Raw genomic sequence first — 21,823 nt, 5'->3', positions numbered from 1 at the left:
AGTAAGGGAACTATACCACGAAAGGATCAACTCGCCAATTCTTTCAGGCCCAGACGGATAAGGACGGCGCTGTCGGCGCCCTCGCCTGCATTTTTCAGCGCGGCGGAGACCGCGCCGGCGGCTTGATCGCGTGAATAGCCGAGATTGGACAATGCCGAAATCGCATCGGAAACGGCAGCGGGCGCCGCCCCCTCGCCGACCTCCTGACGGAAGGCGACGCCTTCGCTGTCGCCCATCGAAAGCCCGGCAGGAACCTTGTTCTTCAGCTCCGTGACGATCCGGGTGGCGACCTTCGGCCCGACGCCCGGCGCGCGCGAAACCGCCGTCTTGTCGCCAAGCGCCACCGCGTTGGCAATCTCGCCTGCCGACAGCGTTGACAGGATGGCAAGCGCCACACGGGCCCCGACCCCCTGCACGCTTTGCAGCAGGTTGAACCAGCCGCGCTCTTCCGCACTGATGAAACCGTAAAGCTTCAGCTGGTCCTCGCGCACGAAGGTTTCGATCACCAGTGTCACCGCCTCGCCGGGCGTGCCGATGCGCGAAAGCGTGCGCGCCGAACAGAACGCCACATAACAGACGCCATGGACATCGACGAGCACATGGTCGTCGCCGATCTCGTCAATCACGCCCTTCAACTTGCCGATCATGCAGTGTTCCTTATCCGGCCAGAGCCGCCTTCATCATCCGGTTTGCACCACGATTATGCGCATGACAGATGGCGATCGCCAGCGCATCGGCCGCATCGCTGCCCTTGAACTGAACCTTCGGCATCAGCACCTTCAGCATCATGTGGATCTGTTCCTTGTCGCCGTGGCCGACGCCGATGACCGCCTTTTTCACCGCATTCGGTGCGTATTCGGAAACATGAAGACCGGCAAGCGAGGGCACAAGAAGCGCAATGCCGCGCGCCTGGCCAAGCTTCAGCGTGGCCACCGCATCCTTGTTCACGAAGGTCTGCTCGACGGCCGATTCATCCGGTGTGTAGCCATGCACGACCTCCGTAAGCCCGTCATGCAGCTGCCTGAGACGCGAGGCAAGATCCATCTGGCCATCCGTGGTAACCGTGCCTGAGGCGATGAACTTCAGAGAATTGCCGAGCGTCTCGATCACGCCCCAGCCGGTGCGCCTGAGGCCCGGATCAATACCGAGAATACGAATCGTCTTTTCCATGCAATTACCCTATCCGCCTTGTTGCCAGCCTTCCAGAGAAAAGTGAACAAAACAAAAACATTCTCATGCAGCCATGCGTGTACGGACACACAGCCTTCCAATAGTGGAGACTTTAAATGGCTGTGCCCACGCACTACCTAGCCCAGAAAATCAAAGAATTAGAACGGGTGCGGGGCCGGTGGGACCAATACCGCCGGATGGAAGGGAAGACGATTGACGACTTTTTACCTCGCGGTGATGATCTTCTCCGCACTCGTCCTGCTCGCCGCGCTTTCGAGCGCTCTGGCGTTTCGTTTCGGGGCACCTTTGCTGTTGCTGTTTCTGGGCGTCGGCCTGCTGGCCGGCACCGATGGCTTCGGCATCGAATTCAGCAATGACGCACTGACCTTCTATGTCGGCTCCCTGGCGCTTGCGGTCATCCTGTTCGACAGCGGTTTCGGCACCGCGTTCAAGACATTCAGACGTATCGCGGCGCCGGCTGTGCTTCTTGCCACAGCGGGTGTTCTCATCACGGCAGCGCTTGTGGCCGTGGCGGCGGCGGTCATTCTCGACTTCTCCCTGCTTGAAGGTTTTCTGCTCGGCGCAATCGTCGCCTCCACGGATGCGGCCGCCGTGTTCTTCCTGATGCGGATCGGCGGCATTCACGTCGTCGACAAGGTCAGTTCGACGCTTGAAGTCGAATCCGGCATCAATGATCCGATGGCGATCTTCCTCACCATGACGCTGGTCTCCATGCTCTCCGTTCAGGGGTCGGGGGCGGAGGAAACGCTGGACATGGTGCTCCATTTCCTGCGCGAAATCGGGTTCGGTCTGCTGTTCGGCCTGGGAGGCGGCATGTTGACGATCCTGATCGCAAACTCCTTCGGGCTGAACCGGGGGCTTGCGCCGATCCTCGTGCTCACGGTTGCCCTTCTGGTGTTTTCGGCGACGGGGGCTGCGGGCGGAAGCGGGTTCATGGCCGTCTACATTGCCGGCCTAATCGCGGGCAACAGGCGGGTACGTTTTTCAGGGGCCATCAGGCGGTTCCAGGAAGGTATGACCTGGCTTGCCCAGATCATCATGTTCCTGCTGCTCGGCCTTCTGGCCACCCCGCACAGATTCCCCGAAATCTTTCTGCCGGCACTGGCGCTGGCGCTGTTTCTGGTATTCGTCGCCCGGCCTGTCGCCGTCTGGCTTTGTCTGTTCCTTTTCGATTACCGCCCGCGCGAAACGAATTTCATCGCCTGGATCGGCCTGCGCGGTGCCGCCTCGATCCTGCTGGCCATTCTGCCGGCAATCTACGGGCTGGAGAATGCCGGACTGTTCTTCAACATCGTCTTCGTCATGGTGCTGGTCTCGCTTATCCTGCAGGGCTGGATGCTGGCGCCGGTCGCCCGGTTTCTGGATCTGGTGCGGCCCAGGGCAAGCGGCGCGCTGGAAACGGTGGAGGTCGACCTGCCCGGCAACGCCAAGCACGAGCTTCTGGTTTACCGTCTGGCCGAAGGTGCTCCGGTCCTCGAAGGCGCGCTCATTCCGCGCTGGGCCATCCCCTCGCTCGTGGTTCGCGACGGATTGTCGATGCGCTATTTCTATGCCGGCGATCTGAAGGCGGGAGACTATCTCTACCTCTTCGTGGTGCCGGGCATGTCCTATCTGCTGGACCGGCTTTTCGCAGATCCCGATACGATCGACGGCAGCAGCGAGGAATCGCTGCTGGGCACGGAAGTGCTGATGCCGGACCGGCCGCTTGGCGAATTGCGCGCCATCGAACCGACCGTTGCCATTCCTGCGGGATCAGAGGAAACGCGGATTGCCGATTTTATCAAGGAACGTCTGGGCGGCAAGCCACATATCGCCGACAGGCTGCATCTGGGGCCGCTCTCGCTGATCGTGCGCGAGGCCGACGAGGCGCATAATGTCATGTCCATCGGCGTCTGGCGCGAACCGGAAGACGACAATACACCGCTTGTTTTCCGCGCAATCCGGGCACGCATTGCCCGGCTTTTTCTCAAGTTCAGGCGCTAGAGCGGCAATCCTCGTAAAGACCATTCACGCCGACGTGCTTTTCTGACCTCTGTCATTGCCGCTTGCCCTGTTTTTGAATAGAAATCATTGCGCCCAAGATGTTTTTGGCGGTGCGCTCCGCACCCGATAACAAGACCGGCACGCCGGGGCCTCGAAAAGCCCGCTGCCGGCAAGCCAATCCAGAAGCGCCGGCCTCCCGGCACTTCCAACCGAAAGAGGAAGACATCCATGCCTGCCTTCAAAACACTCGACGACCTTTCCGACCTGACCGGCAAGCGCGTTCTGGTCCGTGTCGACCTGAACGTGCCTGTCAGCGAAGGCAAGGTCACCGACACGACCCGCATCGAACGGGTTGCCCCGACCATCCTCGAACTTTCGAACAAGGGCGCGAAGGTCATCCTGATGGCCCATTTCGGCCGTCCGAAGGGCCAGGTCGTTGCCGACATGTCGCTGAAGCTGATCGTTCCGGCTGTCGAAAGCGTGCTGGATCACGCTATAAAATTCGCAGACGATTGCGTCGGCCCGGACGCGGAAGCCGCCATCGCCGCCATGCAGGACGGCGATATCCTGCTGCTGGAAAACACCCGGTTCCACAAGGGCGAGGAGAAGAACGATCCCGATTTCGTGGCTGAACTGGCCAAGAACGGCGACATCTACGTCAATGACGCATTTTCTGCCGCTCACCGCGCCCATGCCTCGACCGAGGGCCTCGGCCACCACATGCCCGCCTATGCCGGCCGCACCATGCAGGCCGAACTTGAAGCTCTGGAGAAGGGCCTCGGCGATCCCAAGCGCCCGGTTGTCGCCATCGTCGGCGGGGCCAAGGTCTCGACCAAGATCGACCTGCTGGAAAACCTGATCGACAAGGTCGATGCGCTGGTGATCGGCGGCGGCATGGCCAACACCTTCGTTGCCGCCAAGGGCATCGATGTCGGCAAGTCGCTCTGCGAGCATGATCTGGCCGATACGGCGCGCACCATCATGGCAAAGGCCGAAAAGACCGGTTGCGCCATTGTTCTGCCGGTCGACGGCGTTGTTGCCCGTGAATTCAAGGCCAATGCTGCAAACGAGACGGTCGCGATTGACGCCATTCCGGCCGATGCGATGATGCTCGATGTCGGACCGGAATCGGTCAAGGCCGTCAATGAATGGATCGGCAAGGCCGAAACGCTGGTCTGGAACGGCCCGCTCGGCGCGTTCGAGATCGAGCCTTTCGACGCCGCCACGGTCTCGGCCGCAAAATTTGCCGCCGAACAGACCAGGGCCGGCAAGCTCACCTCGGTCGCCGGCGGCGGCGATACGGTCTCGGCACTCAACCATGCCGGCGTGAAGGACAAATTCAGCTATGTCTCCACCGCCGGTGGCGCATTCCTGGAATGGATGGAAGGCAAGGTCCTTCCGGGCGTCGATATTCTGAAGAAGTAACGGCTTTACAGAGACGATGCATCAACGAGGCGGCCTTCGGGCCGCCTCAGTTTGTTGACAACCCCTGTAAGCAGTCGCGGCTTTGCCTATCCCCCCGCCGTCATTCCGGCCTTGAGCCGGAATCTAGTAAGCGCAAGTCCTTGCGCGCAAAGACTCTTTCTGAAAGCGCATAACAATCGGCCCTGGATACCGGCTCAAGGCCGGTATGACGAAAGAAACTGGGACGAGCTTTGTCAGCAGTCTGAGGCGGCCCGCGTGGCCGCCTTTTTCTTTCAATCTCAGGACGGGCGGATCATCAGCACGAGCACCATCATCGCAAGCGCAAAGGGCGCGATCTTCCAGAAGTCCATCCGCTTCTTCAGCCCCGGAAGCCCCAGCGGTTTGATGATCTGAACCGCCATGGCGGCGATGAGAAGAAACGATATCAGCTTGGCCATGGATGTCCCTGCCCGCCCGACCTTGGGCGGCTTGTTGTCAATCGCCCCTTGTCATAGCGTGCGAAAACCAGTGCGTCACCCGCATCGGATCGAATTCCTCAGTGCATTCCGGATCGGTGGTGGTAATATCCGGGAACAAGTGCAGACGTAGCCGCGTTGAACCTTCACCTTTTTTATGTCTTTCATTTATCCGGGCGACTTGATGAAACGTAATCTTTTCCCTGTTTTTGCGCTGCTTCTCGGCACACTTTTTCTTTTTTTCGGTAACGGTCTCCACAGTCTTCTCCTGCCATTGCGCGGTACGGCGGAAGGTTACAGCGATACAGCGCTCGGCTTTATCGGCACGTCATGGGCATCGGGCTTCGTGCTTGGCTGTCTGCTGGCGCCGAAGCTGATCATGCGGATCGGGCATGTGCGCGCCTTTTCCGGCTTTATCGCCCTCATCTGCATGGTGGCACTGATCACCGGTGTATTCGTCAACCAGTTCGGCTGGATCGCGCTGCGTGCGGCAACCGGCTTTGCGATGGCGGGCACCCAGATGATCATCGAGAGCTGGCTCAATGAGCGCGTCGACAATTCAAGCCGCGGCACGGTCTTCACCTTCTACACCGGCATCACGCTTTTCGGCGTCGTCGGCGGACAGCTGGCCGTCGGCTTCGGCAATCCCAATACGCCGATCCTGTTCATGGTTGCCGGCATCGTCTACTGCATCGCCATGCTGCCGACGACGGTGTCGAATGCGGCCTCCCCGCGCCCGCTCCAGGCCGTCCGGATCGACCTCAAACTGCTTTACCGCAACTCGCCTGTTGCCTTTTTCGGAGTGCTGCTGACCGGCATTGCCAATGGTGCCTTCGGCACGCTGGTGGCCGTCTTTGCCGCCCGCGCCGGGCTTCCCGACAATCAGGTCGCCTTTCTGGTAACCGGCGCCATTCTGGCCGGCGCGCTTGCCCAGGTGCCCGTCGGCCGGCTTTCCGACCGGATGGACCGGCGCTATGTGATCGCGGGCCTTGCGGCAATCGCGGCAGCGGCGGCGATCACCGTCGTCATCTTCAAGCCCGGCAGCACCACACTGATCGTCCTGATCGCCACCTACGGCGCCACGGCCAACGTGCTTTACCCGATCACCGCCTCGCATGCGAACGACTTCGCCCGGCCGGAAGATTACGTCAAGATTGCAAGCGGCCTTCTGTTCCTGTTCGGCATCGGCACCATCATCGGCCCGACCGTCGGCGGCCCAGTGATGTCGAACTTCGGCCCCTATGCGCTGTTCATCGTTACCGCCACAGCGCATGTCCTGATCCTTGCCTATGCCATCGTCCGCTCCCGCATTCGCGCTGCCGTCCCCGTCACCGACCGTGAGGCCTTCACGGCCATGCCGGATGCGGCAACGCCGGTTTCCACCACCGAGGGGGTTGCGCTGAAGAACCCGAACCGCGAAACGCCTGTTTACGACGAAGAAGAAAGGAGCGAAGATCATGCCGCTTGATGACGACAGCGACGACAAGAAACCGGCAAGGAACCAGTACATCATTGGCGCCGATCTGGAAGAGCATTCGGTCGAGGCGCTGAACGGTTTCGTCGAGGAGCTGCGTCGCGAGATCGAACGCCTCGAGGCTGCCATCGGCAGGAAGGGCAGCGAGCGCGAAAAGGCCGAAAGTTTCTTCAAGAAGAAATAGTCTGCCCCGCTGCAGCCGGCCTTTAACGCGATATTAACCTTTCCAAGTTGTTATAGGTTATCCGCTTGGCGGAGTCGGGATCTCTGTCTTTATTCCGATCATCACCCTTTGACTTATGGGCCGCTCTTTGCGGCTCTTTTTTTTGCACAACCCGGCATTCGGCAGTGGGTATTAACCCTTCGTTAAGAAACGGGTTGCGGAAATGCGTTACAGGTATATTTGTTGTCAACGTTGTTGAAGACTTGCCGCACCAAGCGTATCGCGGCAATCGGCGTAGCAAGAGTATGCAAATGACCAGTACCGGGGCACATCCGATCAGTTTTGCGGGACGGGCCGCCAACTCACCGCAGTTCGATGCCCTTTATGCCGAAGGCATGACGCTTGTCGAGGAGACAGCCGCCTATCTGGACGGCCCCGGCCGGGCTGCCTCGAAACTGCTCAGCGCCAGAGCGGCCGCGCTTTACTCGGCGGAGTCGATCCGGCTCACCACCCGCCTGATGCAACTGGCATCGTGGCTGCTGCTGCAGCGATCGCTGAATTCCGGCGAAATGAGCCGCGAACAGGTGATCCAGGAGCGCAACAAGCTGCGTCTGGGCGGCGGCGGAGATGAAGAGGGCCTTTCGGCCTGGCGGGAACTGCCGCCGGGTTTCCGCGATCTGGCAGACCATGCCACACGGCTTGAAACCCGCATTCGCAAACTCGATGAAAGCCTGATGCGCGGCCACGTTCAGCCGGAACCGGCCAACAACCAGGTCATCGCCCAGATCGATCTGCTGCAGACCGCCTTCGCAAGACGCTAATTCCGAAAAAACTGCAAGAAAAACCTGGCGCCAAGGCCCGGTTCAGGCTGCCAATAAAGCCCGTCCCGCGTTCTGTCGTCATACCGGCCTTGAGCCGGTATCCAGGGCCGCTTGTTGTGCGCTTCCAGAACGGGTCTTTGCGCGCAAGGACCTGGCCCTTGCTGGTTTCCGGCTCAAGCCCGAGGATGCCCCGGAGGGAGGGGCAGCTTTATCAACAAAAAACCCGGCACAATGGCCGGGTTTTTCGTATTCTGTCGTCTGATCTGAAAATCAGATGCCAAGACCGCCGAAGCGCTTGTTGAACTTGGAAACGCGGCCGCCGCGGTCAAGCAGCTGCTGCGAGCCGCCGGTCCATGCCGGGTGCGACGTCGGATCGATATCGAGGGTCAGGACATCGCCTTCATTACCCCAGGTCGAACGCGTTTCGTATTCCGTGCCGTCCGTCATGACGACCTTGATCATGTGATAGTCGGGATGAATATCAGCCTTCATAACTCTCGTTCCTGCAAGCTTGTTTAAACCCTGGCCGCCATTGCGCCCACCGGGGCTATTGAATAAACAAAGCCGTGAGACCCCAAAAAAAGCCACGGCTGTCGATTAGGTTGCGGTCGCTATACAGGAACGTGAGCCGAATAACAAGAGCCGCCGGATGCAATATCCGGCCCCGGCGAAAGTGAAGGAAATACCCGTGAGCAGAAATGCTGAAACACGTGGTGGCAGAGCGAAAGAGCTTCGGCCGCTGACTGCGATCTTACCCTATATCACCGCCTATCGCGGCCTTGTGGCCGGCGCCCTCACCTTCCTCCTGATTGCCGCTTTCGTAACGCTCACCCTGCCCGTTGCCGTGCGCCGGGTGATTGACCACGGCTTTTCGACCGACGATGCCGAACTGATCAACAACTATTTTCTTGTGCTTGGGCTGATGGCGCTGGCGCTCGGCATGGCCAGCGCGCTGCGTTATTTCTTCGTGATGATTCTCGGTGAACGGGTTGTCGCCGACCTGCGGCGTGATGTTTTTGCCCATGTCGTGCAACTGTCGCCCGCCTTCTTCGATGTCAATCAGTCAGGCGAAATCGTCTCACGGCTGACGGCCGACACGGTGCAGATCAAGTCGGCCTTCGGTGCCAGCGCCTCGGTTGCGCTGCGCAATCTGATCATGGGCATCGGCGCGCTGATCATGATGATCTACACATCACCGCGCCTTTCCGTGCTGGTGATTGCCGCAATCCCGCTGGTGGTGCTGCCGCTGATTGCCGCCGGTCGTCAGGTGCGCTCGCGCTCACGCGCCGCACAGGATCAACTGGCCGATGCGACCGCCTTTGCCGGTGAAGCCATCGGCGCAACCCGCACCCTGCAGGCCTTTACCGCCGAGGGCATGGCCTCAAACCGCTATGCACGCGGCGTGGAAAACGCCTTCGCCGCCGCCCGTTCGGCACTGAAGGCGCGCGCGGCGCTGACGGCCGTGGCAATCTCCACGGTGTTCTGTTCGATCACCGCAATCCTGTGGTTCGGCGCCCAATCCGTGCTGTCCGACACGATGACCGGCGGCACGCTCGGCCAGTTCCTGATCTATTCGGTTCTGGCAGCCGGCGCCCTTGGCCAGCTCTCGGAAGTCTGGGGCGAACTCTCGCTTGCCGCCGGAGCCGCCGAACGGCTGAGCGAACTGCTGCTGGAGCCGTCCTCGATCACGGCGCCTGCAAACCCGGTGGCCCTGCCCGCGCCGCGCGGCGCGCTTGAGGCCGATCATGTCTGTTTCCGCTATCCCACAGGCGGCGCCAAAGCCGGCGCCCTGAACGGGCTGTCATTATCCGTTTCGGCCGGAGAGACGGTTGCCGTCGTCGGCCCGTCGGGGGCGGGAAAGAGCACGCTGTTTTCGCTTCTGCTGCGGTTTTACGACCCCGATGAAGGGGCGATCCGGCTTGATGGCGTCGACCTGCGCGAAGCCGACCCTGCGGCAGTCCGGGCCCGGTTTGCGCTGGTGCCGCAGGATGTCGCGATCTTTGCCGCCAGCATTCACGACAATATCGCGCTCGGCCAACCCGATGCATCGCGCGAAGATGTGCGCGCCGCCGCCATTGCAGCCCAGGCCGACGGGTTCATCGAAAAGCTCGAAAACGGCTATGACACGATGGCGGGCGAACGCGGCATCACCCTTTCCGGCGGTCAGCGCCAGCGCATCGCCATCGCCCGGGCTGTGCTGCGCGATGCGCCCGTCCTGTTGCTCGACGAGGCGACATCGGCGCTCGATGCCGAAAGCGAAACGCTGGTGCAGGCCGCGCTGGGCGGGCTGATGAAGGGCCGCACAACGCTGGTGATCGCCCACAGGCTGGCCACCGTGCTGTCGGCCGACCGCATTCTGGTGATGGACGAGGGCCACATCGTCGAAGAAGGCACGCATGAAACACTGGTGGCCCGCAACGGACTTTATGCCCGGCTTGCGCGCCTGCAGTTCAACACCGAGGAAACCGCCTGAGGATCAGCCCTCAGGCTTGCGGCCCGTGGGCATGAAGGTTGCCGCAAAGATCAATGCGATGCCGGCCCACACGATCGGCTGCGGCCATTCGTCGAAAACCACCAGCCCCATCATCACGGCCAGCGGCAGAGCCATGTGCAGGGCGGGCGTGAGCACCATCGCATCGGCCATCGAAAACGCCTTCAGCATGCAGAAATTGCTGGTATTGACCAGCAGCGCTGACACGCACAAAAGGCCCAGATCAGCCAACCCGATCGGCGACCGGAAGAACAACAGCGCCGGAGCGGCAGTCATGCTCGCCATCAGCACATACATCCAGAACAATGCCGGCACGAAAGCCTCGTTCATCGCCAGCATCTTCAAAACGATGTTCTTGGTGGCAAGCGCCAGCGCCGCTGCGACCGCCACAAGCCCCGCCACCTGAAACGCCTCGCTGCCCGGCCTGAGGATCAGGAGAGCACCGAACAGCCCAAGGGCAACCGCAAGCCAGCGATGCCAGCTCGCCTTTTCCTTCAGCAACAGGATCGCCAGCGGGATGACAAAAAATGTCTCGAGCTGAAACAGCGAGACGGCAATCGCGAACGGCAGCAGCGACAGCGAGGTGAAGATCAGAAAACTGACAATCACGCCCACCCCCGCGCGGATTGCCAGAAGACGCGGCGAACGCAGCCGGAAACCGGCAGAACCCTTCATGGCGGCAACCGGCAGCACCATCATCGCGGCCAGGCTGTTCTGCACGAAAATCAGCATGACCGGCGCATGGCGTGCCGTCAGCACCTTGGTCAGCGTATCGATACAGCTGAAGGCGGCAACGCCGGCAATCATCAGAAAAATCGCAGCAAGTCGGCGACCGGGCCGCCAACGCACGACCCGCATAGGCAGGACGAAGGTCATCATCTACTCCTGAACAAGCATCTGTTCGTGTCGGGATGCTTCCTGGAGGGGCCCTCGTCCGCTTGTCAGGAAGAACAGCGCTTTAGATAAAGCGCGGCGGTTGGGCAGGCATGCCGTACCACCCTTGCGGAGACCGCAAGATAGAAAAGAGCGCAGCCAAAGGCAAGTCCGGGCGGACATATCCGGTCAATGCCGCAGGCAAACACGGTTTCGGTTTTTCGAAACCTCAGCGCTCGGTCAGCTTGAACTCGATACGGCGGTTCTGTGCACGCGCTTCGGGCGAATTGCCGGGTGCAATCGGCTGATATTCGGCAAACCCGGCAGCCACCAGCCGCGCGGCGGGCACGCCTTGCGAAATCAGATAGCGCACGACGGAATTCGCACGCGCCGACGACAGCTCCCAGTTATCGGCAAACTGACCGCCGGCCCGGATCGGAACATCGTCGGTATGGCCGTCAACCCGCAGCACCCAGTTGATATCCTCCGGTATTTCCGGCGCAATTTCGAGAAGCGCGGTGGCAAGCTTTGCAAGCTCGGCGCGGCCGTCATCGTTCAGTTCATCCGAGCCGGAGGGAAACAGAACCTCGGACTGGAACACGAAGCGGTCGCCGACAATCCGGATATTCTCGCGGTCGGACAGGATCTGCCTCAGCCGCCCGAAGAAGTCGGAGCGGTAACGGTTCAGCTCCTGCACCTTCTGCGCCAGAGCGACATTGAGGCGCCGGCCAAGATCGGCGATACGGGCCTGCGAGGCCTCGTCCTTGGCTTCGGACACTTCCAGCGCCTCCTCGACGGCGGCCAGTTGCGCGCGAAGGGCGGAAATCTGCTGGTTGAGCAGCGCCAGCTGGCTCTGCGCCCGCGCCGTCAGCTGTCGTTCGGCCTCAAGGTCTTCCGAAAGCGCGCCGATACGGGCCTGAGCGGCATCGCTGGCGCCCGCGCCTTCATCGAGCAGTGCCTGCAGGCGCGAACGGGCGGCCTGCGCCGTGGCCAGCGAGGCCTGCAGCGAGGCAATCGTATCATTGGCATCCTGCGTGTTGCTCTTTTCCAGCGCCAGAAGCTGTGTCAGTTCGGCAATCTGGCTGTTCAGCCGGTTCAGCACCTCGTCCTTGCCGGAAATTTCACGCGTCAGGATGAACTGGCCGATCACGAACACGGTCAGCAGGAACATGATCGCCAGAAGCAAGGTCGACAGCGCGTCGACGAAACCGGGCCAGTAGTCGACACTGCGGTTGGATCGACGATTGCGGGCCAGCGCCATGATTACCGGTCCTCAAGCTTGTCGGTGAGGCGCTGGAGGGTGCGTCGCATTTCCTGCGATTCCTCGTGCTGCGCCTCGATCCAGTCGCGCAGCATCTGCTGTTCGTTGCGCATATTCTTGACCACGCCCTGAATGCCCTCGGCAAGCTGCGCCATGGCGGGCACGGAAGCCGCACCTGCGCCATTGGCCTCGGCGATCCGCCGCAGTTCTTCCGCCAGCACCTCGAACTGTTCGGAAGAACCGCTGGCAACGCCTTCAAGCGCCGGTGCGAGATCCGAGGTCACATCGGTCATCGTCGAAAGCCAGTTTTCCAGCTCCATGTAGAAGCGGTTCTGGGCCCGCCCCGCCTGCAGGTCGAGGAAGCCGAGCACCAGCGAACCGGAAAGACCGAGCAGTGAGGAGGAAAATGCCGTTCCCATGCCGGAAAGCGGGCCGGCCAGTCCTTCCTTCAGCGCATCGAGAACGTCGGCGCTGTCACCGGAATTCGGATCGAGGTTCTGAATGATATCGCCAATCGACCCGATGGTGCCGAGCAGGCCCCAAAACGTGCCGAGCAGGCCGAGAAAGACCAGAAGGCCGACGAGATAACGCGATGTGTCGCGCTGTTCGTCAAGCCGGGTGGCAATGGAATCGAGAATGGAACGCAGCGACGAGGTCGACAGCGCCATGGTCTGGCGGCTGCCGATCAGCGCGCGCATCGGCGCAAGCAGCTTCGGGTCGCGGCCGACTCGGTCGGCACTTCCCGCAGCGCGGAAGGAATTGAGCCAGGTGACCTCGCGCCTTAGCGCCAGGACCTGCGAGAACACCATCAGGATACCGATCAGCAAAACCCCGAGGATCAGGCCGTTCAGCCCCGGATTGGTCATGAAGGCCGAATGGGCCTGCCGATAGAGGATGGCGACACAAAAGCCGATCAGGATCAGGAAGATGACCATGGTCCAGACGAAGGTCATCGGGCTCGACATTTTCTGGGCATAGCCGCGTGGCTGAGGCTGGCGCCGATCGTCCTGTTCGAGTTCGAAATCCGACATTTCGCCCTACCCTCCGGTCATCGATGGCTGCGCCGGTACATTGCTGCACGGCCGAACGGACCCGAAGCATTCCTCCGGGCCGGTTAAAAGCTCTATTCGAAAATGGCGGCGATTTGAAGAGCGATGCACGCAAAACCGGTTTCAGTCCACCGGAAGCGGCAGGCTCTATTTTTCCAGACGACGCTGAAGCTGGTCGAACAGTGCAATCCGCATCAGTTCGTTACCGGCGACGACACTGCCGGTTTCAAGGCATTGCTGGCCGCCCTTGGTATCGGATACGAAACCGCCTGCTTCGCGCACCAGGATCAGGCCCGCGGCCATATCCCAGGCCGAAAGCGCCTCTTCCCAGTAACCGTCAAGCCGGCCGGCAGCGACATAGGCCAGATCGAGCGAGGCGGCGCCCAGACGACGGATGCCGGCAACCTCGCCCATGACATGGCGCAGCTCCACAAGGAACTTGCCGTGCTGGCCGCGGCCGAGATGGGGAACGCCGCAGCCGATAACCGCATCGGCAAGATTGCGCCGTGCCGATACCCGGATGCGCCGGTCGTTGCAAAACGCGCCGCCGCCCTTTTCGGCAACGTAGAGTTCGTCGAGGATCGGATTATAAATCACGCCGGCGACCACTTCGCCGGAGCGCTCCAGCGCAATCGAAACGGCGAACTGGGGAATACCGTGGAGGAAATTGGTGGTGCCGTCGAGCGGATCGACAATCCAGCGATGCTGGCCGTCGGATCCGGTTTCCTCTCCGCCTTCCTCACCCAGAAAACCATAGGTCGGGCGGGCGCGCATCAGTTCGGTGCGGACGATCTTTTCCGCCTTGATATCCGCCTGGGACACAAAATCGGCGGGTCCCTTGACGGAAACCTGCAGGTTCTGCACTTCGCCGAAATCGCGGGTCAGCGACCGACCCGCTTTCAGGGCGGCCTGAACCATCACATTGAGAAGGGCTGAACGGGCCATGACCAGAATTCCTTGATTATTGCACCGGCGCGGAACCACCCGCGACCGGCAAACAGGCTGTTGGCGGGTTCATGACCACAGAACGGACCGGAATTCAAGGCCTGTCAGGCATTTGCACGCACAGGCGTCTCGTGAAGAAGAGGCAGGCTGAGGATTTCCGTACGGTTTCTGCCGGCGTTTTTGGCCTGGTAAAGCGCTCGGTCGGCATGATCAAAAGCGGTTTCAAGCGGAATGTCGCCGACGGTAAAACCGGCAATCCCGGCACTGAGCGTGACGGAAAATGTCTCACGGTCATGCGTGAAGACCAGTTTTTCAACGCGCGAGCGGATATGTTCGGCAATCCGCCAGGCATCATCAAGCGAGGTGGAAAGCAGCACGACGGCGATTTCTTCTCCGCCATAGCGCACAACCAGATCGGAGCGGCGCATCCGGCTGGAAACTGTTGCGGCAACGCGCTGAAGGACGTCGTCCCCGCGCGGATGACCATAGCGGTCATTGACCAGTTTGAAACGGTCGATATCGAACAGCACGACGCAACCGGAGCGCCTGCCGGGTGCAAGCATCTGCCCGATGCGCCCTTCAAACTGCTTCAGCGCGCGCCGGTTGAACAGGCCGGTCAGCGGATCGCGCTCGGCATTGAATTCAACATCGCGCAGATATTCGGCGCTGCGCCTCGTCCTTTCCAGTGCCAAGCCGAGCAAGACAACGCCGAGGATATTGACGATCGTGAGCGGAACGCTGACGCCGGCGATCAACAGCATTGCAGTGCCAAAATCGATCAGAAACACCGAAAACGCCATCAGCGCGGCAAGACACCCCAGCACAAGAAAGCCGCCGGCAGTCCGCTTCTGCGGCATAAACCGGATGAACACGATCCCGGCAAGAGCGGCAATGACGATGCCGACGACACCGGCCAGCATTCCATCTCCGCCGACCAGTATCCGAAACGCCGCCGCGCAGGCCGCAGTAAGGACCGCGCCGCCGATCCCGGCAAATGGCCCGGCAAGCGCAATGAACACGGCTCTGGCATCAAAAACATAGCCGGCAGGCACAACGATAGGGGTCGTCATCGAAGCCAGGGCGCCACATGCCAGCACCGCCGCGCTGGCATAACCTTCAAACCATTTCCCCCGAAAATGGCGCAGAATCAGGCCATATGCCATCACGACAAGCGCACCCAGCCCGAGGCTGGCAATCATTTGTCCGACGAAGTCAAACTGCAGCACAAGGCCATTCCCCCACGAACCCCACCACCTATACGCGATAATTAGTGTTTTATGTCATAAAACGTGCGTAACGTACACGTCAAAAAATGGAAACGACACAAAAAATGCAAGTATTACTAGTAACGTCGCACGATCGCTCGAGATCGCAATGTAACTTTGGCACGATTTTCTGGAGAAAGCGACGAGAGAAGTTGCTCCATTTCCTCGTTTTTTAGTCCAACATTACGCGCCGTCAGATAAAACATTGCCGCCGCCTCCCGGTCGACGGGCGTTCCGATACCGTTCAGATAGAGATAGGCCAGCCGGCTGGCGGCCGCAGCATTGCCGTTGAGTGCGGCGCGATGCATCCAGTCAAACCCTTCCGGCAGGTTGCGCGGCATATCCGTCCCGTTGATCAATGCCAGCGCCAGGTCGAGCTGGGCGGTATCGTGATCGGCATTGGCCGCGCGGCGCAGCCAGTAGCGCCAGAGCTCCCGCTTTTCCTCCGGTATCCCCTCAAGCGCGCGATAGATCTGGGAGAGCGCATACTGGGCATCGGCAATATCGGCCTGAGCCGCCATTTCATACCACGGCAAAGCGCTCCGAAGTCCTTCCGGACCGGGGTCTTCCTCAACCAGGATCGTCGCATGGTTGAAGGCCGCAAGCGGATCGTCCGCTTCTGCCGCCTGCCGCACCAGATCCCGCCCGGTCTGCTGCTCGTCCTCGTCATCGGAGCCGAGCAGGAACATCCCGTAGCGATTGACGGCGAAGGGCGCGCCGCTGTCGGCGGCCATCCGGTACCAGGCTTCCGGCGGCCCTGCCCGGTTTTCGGCAATCAGCTTGCGTTCGACCAGTTCGGCAATCAGGGTTTCCGCACGGGGATCGCCGCGGCCGGCGCGTTGCATCGCGGCCTCATAGGCGGCATCGAACAATCCGCGCTGATAAGCGCCGTAAGCCTCGTCCACCGGCCCGTCATAGGGTGTTTCAGGCTCATCGGCCTCGGTATTCTCTGTGTCGTCCGGCGGCTTGCCGTCGTCCATCGTCGCAGCCGTCACCTGGGCAAATTCGAACGCATAGGCCTTGTCCGGGTCGCCCGTCTCCATGCCCGGTGGCAAAAGCGCGCCCCCGAGGCGGGAATTGCCAGGCGCGCCGGCAACCAGCCCGGTATCCGTTGCAAACTCCCGCGCCGTCAGCGCAAACGAGCGGCCCGGAAGCACCAGAGCAAAAACAGCGGCAACAACAACAATGCGGGTGCGGACGGTCATAACCTCTTTAATAATCAAAACGCGGCGCTTTTTCGTCGAGCACGGCATTGATCTGGGCGACCATGCCGGCCGCTCCGCCGGGCGCAGAGAACACCGCCTTGCCGACAGCAACGAACTCCGCCCATGTCAACGCGGCCTCGATCACGCTTGCCGGTTCACTTCCCGCCATCACGATGCAGGGGATTTCGACCATCGAGGCCCACCATTCGCCAAGTTCCAGGTTCTTGGGATGGGTCTTGGGGCGCGTATCGCCGTCCAGCATGCCGAAAAACACGTAGTCGGGGTTCAGTTCCCCCAATTCCAGCGCCTGATGGCGATCCTTGGGTGCACTGGCGCCGACAATCATGCGCGGCGAAAACCGGTCCATCGCATCGGCAAGAACGCCCGGCCCTCCCTCGATATGAATACCATCGGCCTTGGCGCGCCCGGCCACACGGGTATCGCCGGCAATGATGGCGGCGGTATCGTAATTCTGAATCACCGGAACGATCCGTTCGGCGCGCTTTTGAAAAGCCTCGACGGGTTCGCCGTATTGCGGAAGGATAACCGATGCCACGTCGCCGCCGCGCAACGCGTCGGCAATCGCTTTTTCCTGCGCTTCCATATCCGCGATTTCCGGCGCGACAAGCACCAACCGGCAACGTTCCTGTTCCGTATCCATGTCTCTCATCCCCTTGCAGGCGCGCCGAAGGCGGGTTCGCCCTCTCGCCATTTCGGGATAAATCCGTTAGAGCGGAGTTTCAACAGGTGCTTTGATTTCATGCTTCCCGATCCAATCTTTTATGCGGCGGCGATCCCCGCCGTTCTTCTTGTCGGCCTGACGAAAGGCGGCATGGGCGGCGCGCTTGCGCTGCTCGGCGTTCCCATTCTGACATTCGTCGTCGAGCCGGCAACGGCAGCGGCCATCATGCTTCCAATCCTGATTGTCATGGATGGGGTCGCGCTCTGGTCCTGGCGCCAGTACGGACACTGGCCGACATTGCGCATCCTGCTGCCGGGCGCTGTGATCGGCACCGTTTTGGGATGGTACACGTTTTCCGTGGTGCCTTTCGAGCTGACGCGCATGCTCGTCGGTCTCGCCACCGTCATCTTTGCCGGAAAATATTTCTATGATCGCTGGAAGCCCGGCGAAAAAATCGAAAAGCCGCCGGCCGGTCAGCGCCCCGTCGCCGCCACGATCTGGGGCGGCATCGCCGGTTATACCAGCTTCATCTCCCATTCCGGCGGACCGCCCTATCAGATCTACACGCTGCCGCTGAAGCTTGACCCGCGCTCCTATACCGGCGCCAGCGTCCGCTTTTTCGCCATCGTCAATGTGATGAAGCTTTTGCCTTATTATGCGCTCGGCGAACTCGGCGCGCCGAATCTGGCCGCATCGGCCACCCTGTTGCCCTTCGCCGTGGTCGCCACCGTTGCCGGTGCCACGATCGTCAAGCGCATGCGCATGGAAGTGTTCTACCCGTTCATGTATGCCATGGCGTTTCTTGCCGGCATGAAACTCGTTCTCGACGGTTTTTGAGGAGGAATGCCGCGGCCACCATATCAGTTGGCCGCGTTTTCTTTCCCGGTCGGGCCTACTCGTCCGACGGCGCGCGAATCATGCCGAGCGCGATCATATAGGTGTCGAGCACGGCTTCTTCTTCCATGCGCTCCTGCTCGTCCTTCTTGCGCAGCGAGATGATCTTGCGCAGCGCCTTGGTATCAAAACCGGTGCCCTTGGCTTCGGCATAGACATCCTTGATGTCGTCGGCGATGGTCTTCTTTTCTTCTTCGAGACGTTCAATGCGTTCGATGATCGAGCGCAGTTGATCGCGCGCAATGCCGTGGGCGTCGTCGGCCATGGTCAACTCCTTATGTCGCTGAAAAATGCGTGGGCTCCTGCCTGCCGAAAACAGCGCGACAGGTCAAGTTCCTTCTTCGCTTGTCCCGTTCATTCACGCGGTTTGTTATTTTCAAAACCGGCTTTCTGTTCGGCACTCGCCTCGCGCTGATAACGCGCCTTCCATTCATCATAGGGCATGCCGTAGACAATTTCGCGCGCCTCCTCGCGGGTGAGCGCGATGTCTTCCGCCTCGGCTGCATCCCGGTACCAGTTGGACAGGCAATTGCGGCAAAAACCGGCAAGATTCATCAAATCGATATTCTGTACGTCGCTGCGCTCGCGCAAATGCGCAACCAGCCGTCGGAAGGCCGCGGCCTCGAGATCACGTTTCTGCTCTTCGCTCAGTCCGGTCATGTCAGCCTCCGGGTATCGTTATCTTACGCGTGAAGGATAATGGCGGCGCTCGTGCAGCGCCGCGTCCGCATTCAGCGCCGCGATGACAGGCTCGAGCCGGTCTGCCCACAGGGCAATCCCCGCATCATCGGCGATCAGGTCCTGCCGCACTTCAAGCAATGCGTGGGCGATGCCCTTTGTCATGCAGTGCCGGTTCATCGTATCGCCCTTCAACGCTCCGTCATAGGGCTCGTTGTCACCCACGACCACGCCATCGATGGCTGCCAGCATATCGATCAGCGGTCGCACGGCCCGCGGGTCGCCGTCCCACAACACGCCCGCATGCCATGGCCGGGCAATATCCTTCCAGAACGGTGTGAACGAATGAACCGAAATCACCAGCGGCGGCCTGCCGGCAGCCGCCTCTGCCTGCGCGATCGTCTCGTCGACGGCATCATGATAGGGCCGGTGAAAGGCGTCGAGCCGCCGTTCCCGCTCTTCGGCCGACAGCGGATGATTGGCCGGGATAATGGCGCCGTCGGAAATCTTCATGATCAGTGTCGGATCGTCCTCGCCGCGGTTGGGATCGATCAGCAGACGGGAAAATGTGGACAGTACGGCCGGACAGGCCAGCCGCCGGGCCAGCGTGCGGGTCAAAGCCTCCACGCCGATATCATAAGCCACATGGCGCCGGAAAACGCTGCGATCGAGACCGAGATCGCCATACTCCCCAGGCACGGTCGCCATGGCATGATCCGCCAACAGGACTAAACCCGTGTCATATTTTCCCTTTATTCTCTCATAAGCGTTGATGTTCGGCATGGATATCCGCCGCAGAATTAACAATAATGCGGGTGATGGCATAGAGTCGGCACATTCGGCAAGCTGCAACCGCGCCATTTGCCTCGCTTGCAGCGGGGCTTTATGATAGAGGCTGCAAATCGATTGAATGCGCCTCCCGCACGGTGACGCAAAACGAGATCTGGTACATGCGACTGAAACCGAATCACCCACGAACCGGCCCAGCAAACCACGCACCCAAGAGCGTGGCGCGGGCACTGTCCTGCTCCGGCCTTTTCCTTGGCGGGCTTTTCATGGCAGCGCTCTGGCCGACCGATCAGGCACATGCCGAATTCCGGGTCTGCAACGATACGGCCAACCTCGTAGGCGTTGCAGTCGGCTATCGCGGTGAAGACGGATGGATTTCGGAGGGCTGGTGGCAATTGCCGGCCACCACCTGCGCAACCGTCGTGCCCGGCCCCTTGCAATCGCGCTACTACTATCTGTACGCCGAAGATGCTTCCGGAAGCGGACGCTGGACAGGCTATACCAACATGTGTGTTGCCGAAGAGGAATTCGAGATCACCGGAGTCCAGGACTGCTTCACGCGTGGCTATCAGCAGATGGGATTCAGCGAATACGACACAGGGCGGGAGGAGAGCTGGACCGTTCAGCTTTCCGAAAAGCCCAGCACCCAAGAAAGTCAGAACTGATGAGACGTAACAGAAAAGTCAAAATCCTCGCCACACTCGGCCCCGCCTCGTCTGAAGAAGAGCAGATCCAGAAGCTCCACGAAGCCGGAGCAGACCTCTTCCGCATCAATATGAGCCATGCCAGCCATGACCTGATGCGCACGCTGATCAAGCGCATCCGCAATGTCGAAGCCCGTCTCGGTCGTCCGATCGGCATTCTCTGCGACCTGCAGGGCCCGAAACTGCGCGTCGGAAAATTCCTCGACGGCAAGGTCGAGCTGGAAATCGGCCAGACCTTCACCCTCGACGACAAGGATGAGCCCGGCAATGAAAAGCGCGTTTTCCTGCCGCATCCGGAAATCCTGCAATCGGTCCAGCCCGGTCACCGTCTGCTGATCGATGACGGCAAGCTGCAGCTGCGCGCCGAAAAGTGCGACGGCAAGAGCATTGAGTGCACCGTTGTCGCCGGCACCACGATTTCCGACCGCAAGGGCGTGTCGCTTCCCGATACCCTGCTCGGTGTCGGCGCGCTGACCGACAAGGACCGTGCCGACCTCGATGCCGTTCTGGAAACCGGCGATGCCGACTGGGTTGCGCTTTCCTTCGTCCAGCGCCCCGACGACCTTGCCGAAGTGCGCAAGATTGCCCGTGGCCAGGTCGGCCTGATGTCGAAGATCGAAAAGCCGCAGGCTATCGAGCGCATCGAGGAAATCATCGAAATGAGCGATGCGCTGATGGTGGCGCGTGGTGACCTCGGCGTCGAAATGCCGCTGGAAACCGTGCCCGGCCTTCAGAAAAAGCTCATCCGCCTGTGCCGCTCCGCCGGCAAGCCGGTTGTCGTCGCCACCCAGATGCTGGAATCGATGATCGAATCGCCGGTCCCGACCCGCGCCGAGGTTTCCGACGTCGCAACCGCCGTTTTCGAAGGCGCCGACGCTGTCATGCTGTCGGCTGAATCGGCTGCCGGCAAGTATCCCGCAGAAGCCGTTGCCACCATGGCGTCGGTCGCCCGCACCATCGAGCGCGAACAGCTTTATCCGCAGATTCTCTACGCACAGCGCCCGCAGCCGGAAGCCACCGGCGCCGACGCGATCTCGCTGGCCTCGCGTGAAATTGCCGAAACGCTGAAACTGACGGCTCTGGTCTGTTACACGGCATCGGGCACAACCGGCCTGCGCGCCGCCCGCGAGCGGCCGAACGTTCCGATCATCGCGCTGTCGCCGGTGGTCAAGACCGCCCGCCGCCTCTCCGTGGTCTGGGGCCTGCACTGCGTGGTTGCCGACGAGCCGACGGATCTCGACACCATGGTGGACGGTGCCTGCCAGATCGTTGTTGACGAAGGCATCGGCAAGCCCGGTGACCGGATCATCATTTCCGCCGGCGTGCCGCTCGGCACCCCCGGCGCCACCAACATGCTGCGCATCGCCTATATCGGCATGGACGGCCGCTCCGGCGTCTGATCCGGACAGCCGAACAGCTACCAAACGGAAAGGCCGGGCGAGAAAACGCCCGGCCTTTTTTGTCTCTTAAAACAA

Annotated in this window: 23 protein-coding genes; 9 read left to right on the top strand and 14 right to left on the bottom strand. The window is 61.0% G+C overall.

The annotated features are described in order from the left end of the window. Positions 1–26 precede the first annotated feature (26 nt). Both ruvA and ruvC read right to left on the bottom strand, forming a co-directional pair. Entirely contained in the window at positions 27–647 is a 621-nt protein-coding gene (ruvA, locus tag ACHZCU_RS15665; protein ID WP_319519496.1) for a Holliday junction branch migration protein RuvA, read from the bottom strand. Positions 648–657: 10 nt separating this feature from the next. Beyond that, complete coding sequence (ruvC, locus tag ACHZCU_RS15660) at positions 658–1,170, bottom strand: crossover junction endodeoxyribonuclease RuvC (RefSeq protein ID WP_319519495.1); 513 nt, start codon at positions 1,168–1,170, stop codon at positions 658–660. Positions 1,171–1,383: 213 nt separating this feature from the next. On the opposite strand from ruvC, the gene ACHZCU_RS15655 reads away from it, so the two are divergent. After that, positions 1,384–3,174 carry a potassium/proton antiporter gene (locus ACHZCU_RS15655; protein WP_319519494.1) on the top strand — a complete coding sequence of 597 codons (1,791 nt, stop codon included), beginning with the start codon at positions 1,384–1,386 and terminating at the stop codon, positions 3,172–3,174. A gap of 228 nt (positions 3,175–3,402) precedes the next feature. Next, on the top strand, positions 3,403–4,599 hold the full coding sequence (locus ACHZCU_RS15650; RefSeq protein WP_319519493.1) for a phosphoglycerate kinase: 1,197 nt from the start codon (positions 3,403–3,405) through the stop codon (positions 4,597–4,599). Positions 4,600–4,877: 278 nt separating this feature from the next. Here ACHZCU_RS15650 and ACHZCU_RS15645 read toward each other — a convergent pair whose 3' ends face one another. Then, entirely contained in the window at positions 4,878–5,036 is a 159-nt protein-coding gene (locus tag ACHZCU_RS15645) for a hypothetical protein (protein ID WP_319519492.1), read from the bottom strand. A gap of 202 nt (positions 5,037–5,238) precedes the next feature. On the opposite strand from ACHZCU_RS15645, the gene ACHZCU_RS15640 reads away from it, so the two are divergent. The 3 genes from ACHZCU_RS15640 (at position 5,239) to ACHZCU_RS15630 (ending at position 7,512) form a co-directional block, all read left to right on the top strand. Then, the gene (locus ACHZCU_RS15640) at positions 5,239–6,522 is read left to right on the top strand and encodes an MFS transporter (protein ID WP_319519491.1); all 1,284 of its coding nucleotides are present in this window, start codon (positions 5,239–5,241) and stop codon (positions 6,520–6,522) included. After that, positions 6,512–6,712 carry a DUF1192 domain-containing protein gene (locus ACHZCU_RS15635; RefSeq protein ID WP_106301638.1) on the top strand — a complete coding sequence of 67 codons (201 nt, stop codon included), beginning with the start codon at positions 6,512–6,514 and terminating at the stop codon, positions 6,710–6,712. Before ACHZCU_RS15640 ends, ACHZCU_RS15635 begins: the two co-directional genes overlap by 11 nt. A gap of 290 nt (positions 6,713–7,002) precedes the next feature. After that, positions 7,003–7,512, top strand: coding sequence for a DUF1465 family protein (locus tag ACHZCU_RS15630; protein WP_319519490.1), 510 nt, complete (start codon positions 7,003–7,005; stop codon positions 7,510–7,512). A gap of 270 nt (positions 7,513–7,782) precedes the next feature. On the opposite strand, the gene rpmE is transcribed toward ACHZCU_RS15630, so the two are convergent. Then, complete coding sequence (gene rpmE, locus ACHZCU_RS15625) at positions 7,783–8,004, bottom strand: 50S ribosomal protein L31 (RefSeq protein ID WP_106301644.1); 222 nt, start codon at positions 8,002–8,004, stop codon at positions 7,783–7,785. Between the two features lie 157 nt (positions 8,005–8,161). On the opposite strand from rpmE, the gene ACHZCU_RS15620 reads away from it, so the two are divergent. Continuing rightward, complete coding sequence (locus ACHZCU_RS15620; RefSeq protein WP_394706077.1) at positions 8,162–9,985, top strand: ABC transporter transmembrane domain-containing protein; 1,824 nt, start codon at positions 8,162–8,164, stop codon at positions 9,983–9,985. A 3-nt stretch (positions 9,986–9,988) separates the two neighbouring features. Here ACHZCU_RS15620 and ACHZCU_RS15615 read toward each other — a convergent pair whose 3' ends face one another. The 7 genes from ACHZCU_RS15615 to ACHZCU_RS15585 form a co-directional block, all read right to left on the bottom strand. Continuing rightward, positions 9,989–10,879, bottom strand: coding sequence for a DMT family transporter (locus ACHZCU_RS15615; RefSeq protein WP_319519488.1), 891 nt, complete (start codon positions 10,877–10,879; stop codon positions 9,989–9,991). A gap of 226 nt (positions 10,880–11,105) precedes the next feature. Continuing rightward, entirely contained in the window at positions 11,106–12,137 is a 1,032-nt protein-coding gene (locus ACHZCU_RS15610; RefSeq protein WP_106301650.1) for a peptidoglycan -binding protein, read from the bottom strand. 2 nt (positions 12,138–12,139) lie between these two features. Continuing rightward, the gene (locus ACHZCU_RS15605; protein WP_106301653.1) at positions 12,140–13,168 is read right to left on the bottom strand and encodes a flagellar motor protein MotA; all 1,029 of its coding nucleotides are present in this window, start codon (positions 13,166–13,168) and stop codon (positions 12,140–12,142) included. Positions 13,169–13,333: 165 nt separating this feature from the next. Continuing rightward, entirely contained in the window at positions 13,334–14,131 is a 798-nt protein-coding gene (locus ACHZCU_RS15600) for an inositol monophosphatase family protein (protein WP_106301656.1), read from the bottom strand. A gap of 104 nt (positions 14,132–14,235) precedes the next feature. Beyond that, on the bottom strand, positions 14,236–15,357 hold the full coding sequence (locus tag ACHZCU_RS15595) for a diguanylate cyclase (protein WP_319519487.1): 1,122 nt from the start codon (positions 15,355–15,357) through the stop codon (positions 14,236–14,238). A 116-nt stretch (positions 15,358–15,473) separates the two neighbouring features. After that, positions 15,474–16,601 (bottom strand): tetratricopeptide repeat protein, encoded by a 1,128-nt coding sequence (locus tag ACHZCU_RS15590; protein ID WP_319519486.1) that lies wholly within the window; start codon positions 16,599–16,601, stop codon positions 15,474–15,476. A gap of 7 nt (positions 16,602–16,608) precedes the next feature. Continuing rightward, positions 16,609–17,262 (bottom strand): thiamine phosphate synthase, encoded by a 654-nt coding sequence (locus ACHZCU_RS15585; protein WP_319519485.1) that lies wholly within the window; start codon positions 17,260–17,262, stop codon positions 16,609–16,611. A 99-nt stretch (positions 17,263–17,361) separates the two neighbouring features. Here ACHZCU_RS15585 and ACHZCU_RS15580 point away from each other — a divergent pair, with 99 nt between their 5' ends. Continuing rightward, a complete protein-coding gene (locus tag ACHZCU_RS15580) occupies positions 17,362–18,120 on the top strand; it encodes a sulfite exporter TauE/SafE family protein (protein ID WP_106301668.1) in 759 nt (252 codons plus the stop codon). Positions 18,121–18,175: 55 nt separating this feature from the next. Here the strand turns inward: ACHZCU_RS15580 and ACHZCU_RS15575 are convergent, their stop codons facing one another. The 3 genes from ACHZCU_RS15575 to ACHZCU_RS15565 form a co-directional block, all read right to left on the bottom strand. After that, a complete protein-coding gene (locus ACHZCU_RS15575; RefSeq protein ID WP_106301671.1) occupies positions 18,176–18,442 on the bottom strand; it encodes a DUF2312 domain-containing protein in 267 nt (88 codons plus the stop codon). Positions 18,443–18,531: 89 nt separating this feature from the next. Next, a complete protein-coding gene (locus ACHZCU_RS15570) occupies positions 18,532–18,837 on the bottom strand; it encodes a DUF1244 domain-containing protein (protein ID WP_319519484.1) in 306 nt (101 codons plus the stop codon). Positions 18,838–18,855: 18 nt separating this feature from the next. Next, positions 18,856–19,638: an N-formylglutamate amidohydrolase gene (locus tag ACHZCU_RS15565; protein WP_319519483.1), complete on the bottom strand. Its 783-nt coding sequence runs from the start codon at positions 19,636–19,638 to the stop codon at positions 18,856–18,858. Between the two features lie 167 nt (positions 19,639–19,805). Here ACHZCU_RS15565 and ACHZCU_RS15560 point away from each other — a divergent pair, with 167 nt between their 5' ends. After that, positions 19,806–20,309 carry a DUF1036 domain-containing protein gene (locus tag ACHZCU_RS15560; RefSeq protein WP_319519482.1) on the top strand — a complete coding sequence of 168 codons (504 nt, stop codon included), beginning with the start codon at positions 19,806–19,808 and terminating at the stop codon, positions 20,307–20,309. After that, positions 20,309–21,748, top strand: coding sequence for a pyruvate kinase (gene pyk / locus ACHZCU_RS15555; RefSeq protein WP_106301680.1), 1,440 nt, complete (start codon positions 20,309–20,311; stop codon positions 21,746–21,748). The genes ACHZCU_RS15560 and pyk overlap by 1 nt, the downstream gene beginning before the upstream one ends. Positions 21,749–21,823: the final 75 nt, after the last annotated feature.

This window comes from uncultured Martelella sp. (assembly GCF_963677965.2).
In the GTDB taxonomy this organism is placed as follows: domain Bacteria; phylum Pseudomonadota; class Alphaproteobacteria; order Rhizobiales; family Rhizobiaceae; genus Martelella; species Martelella mangrovi.
This window is presented reverse-complemented; position numbering and strand designations above follow the sequence as displayed.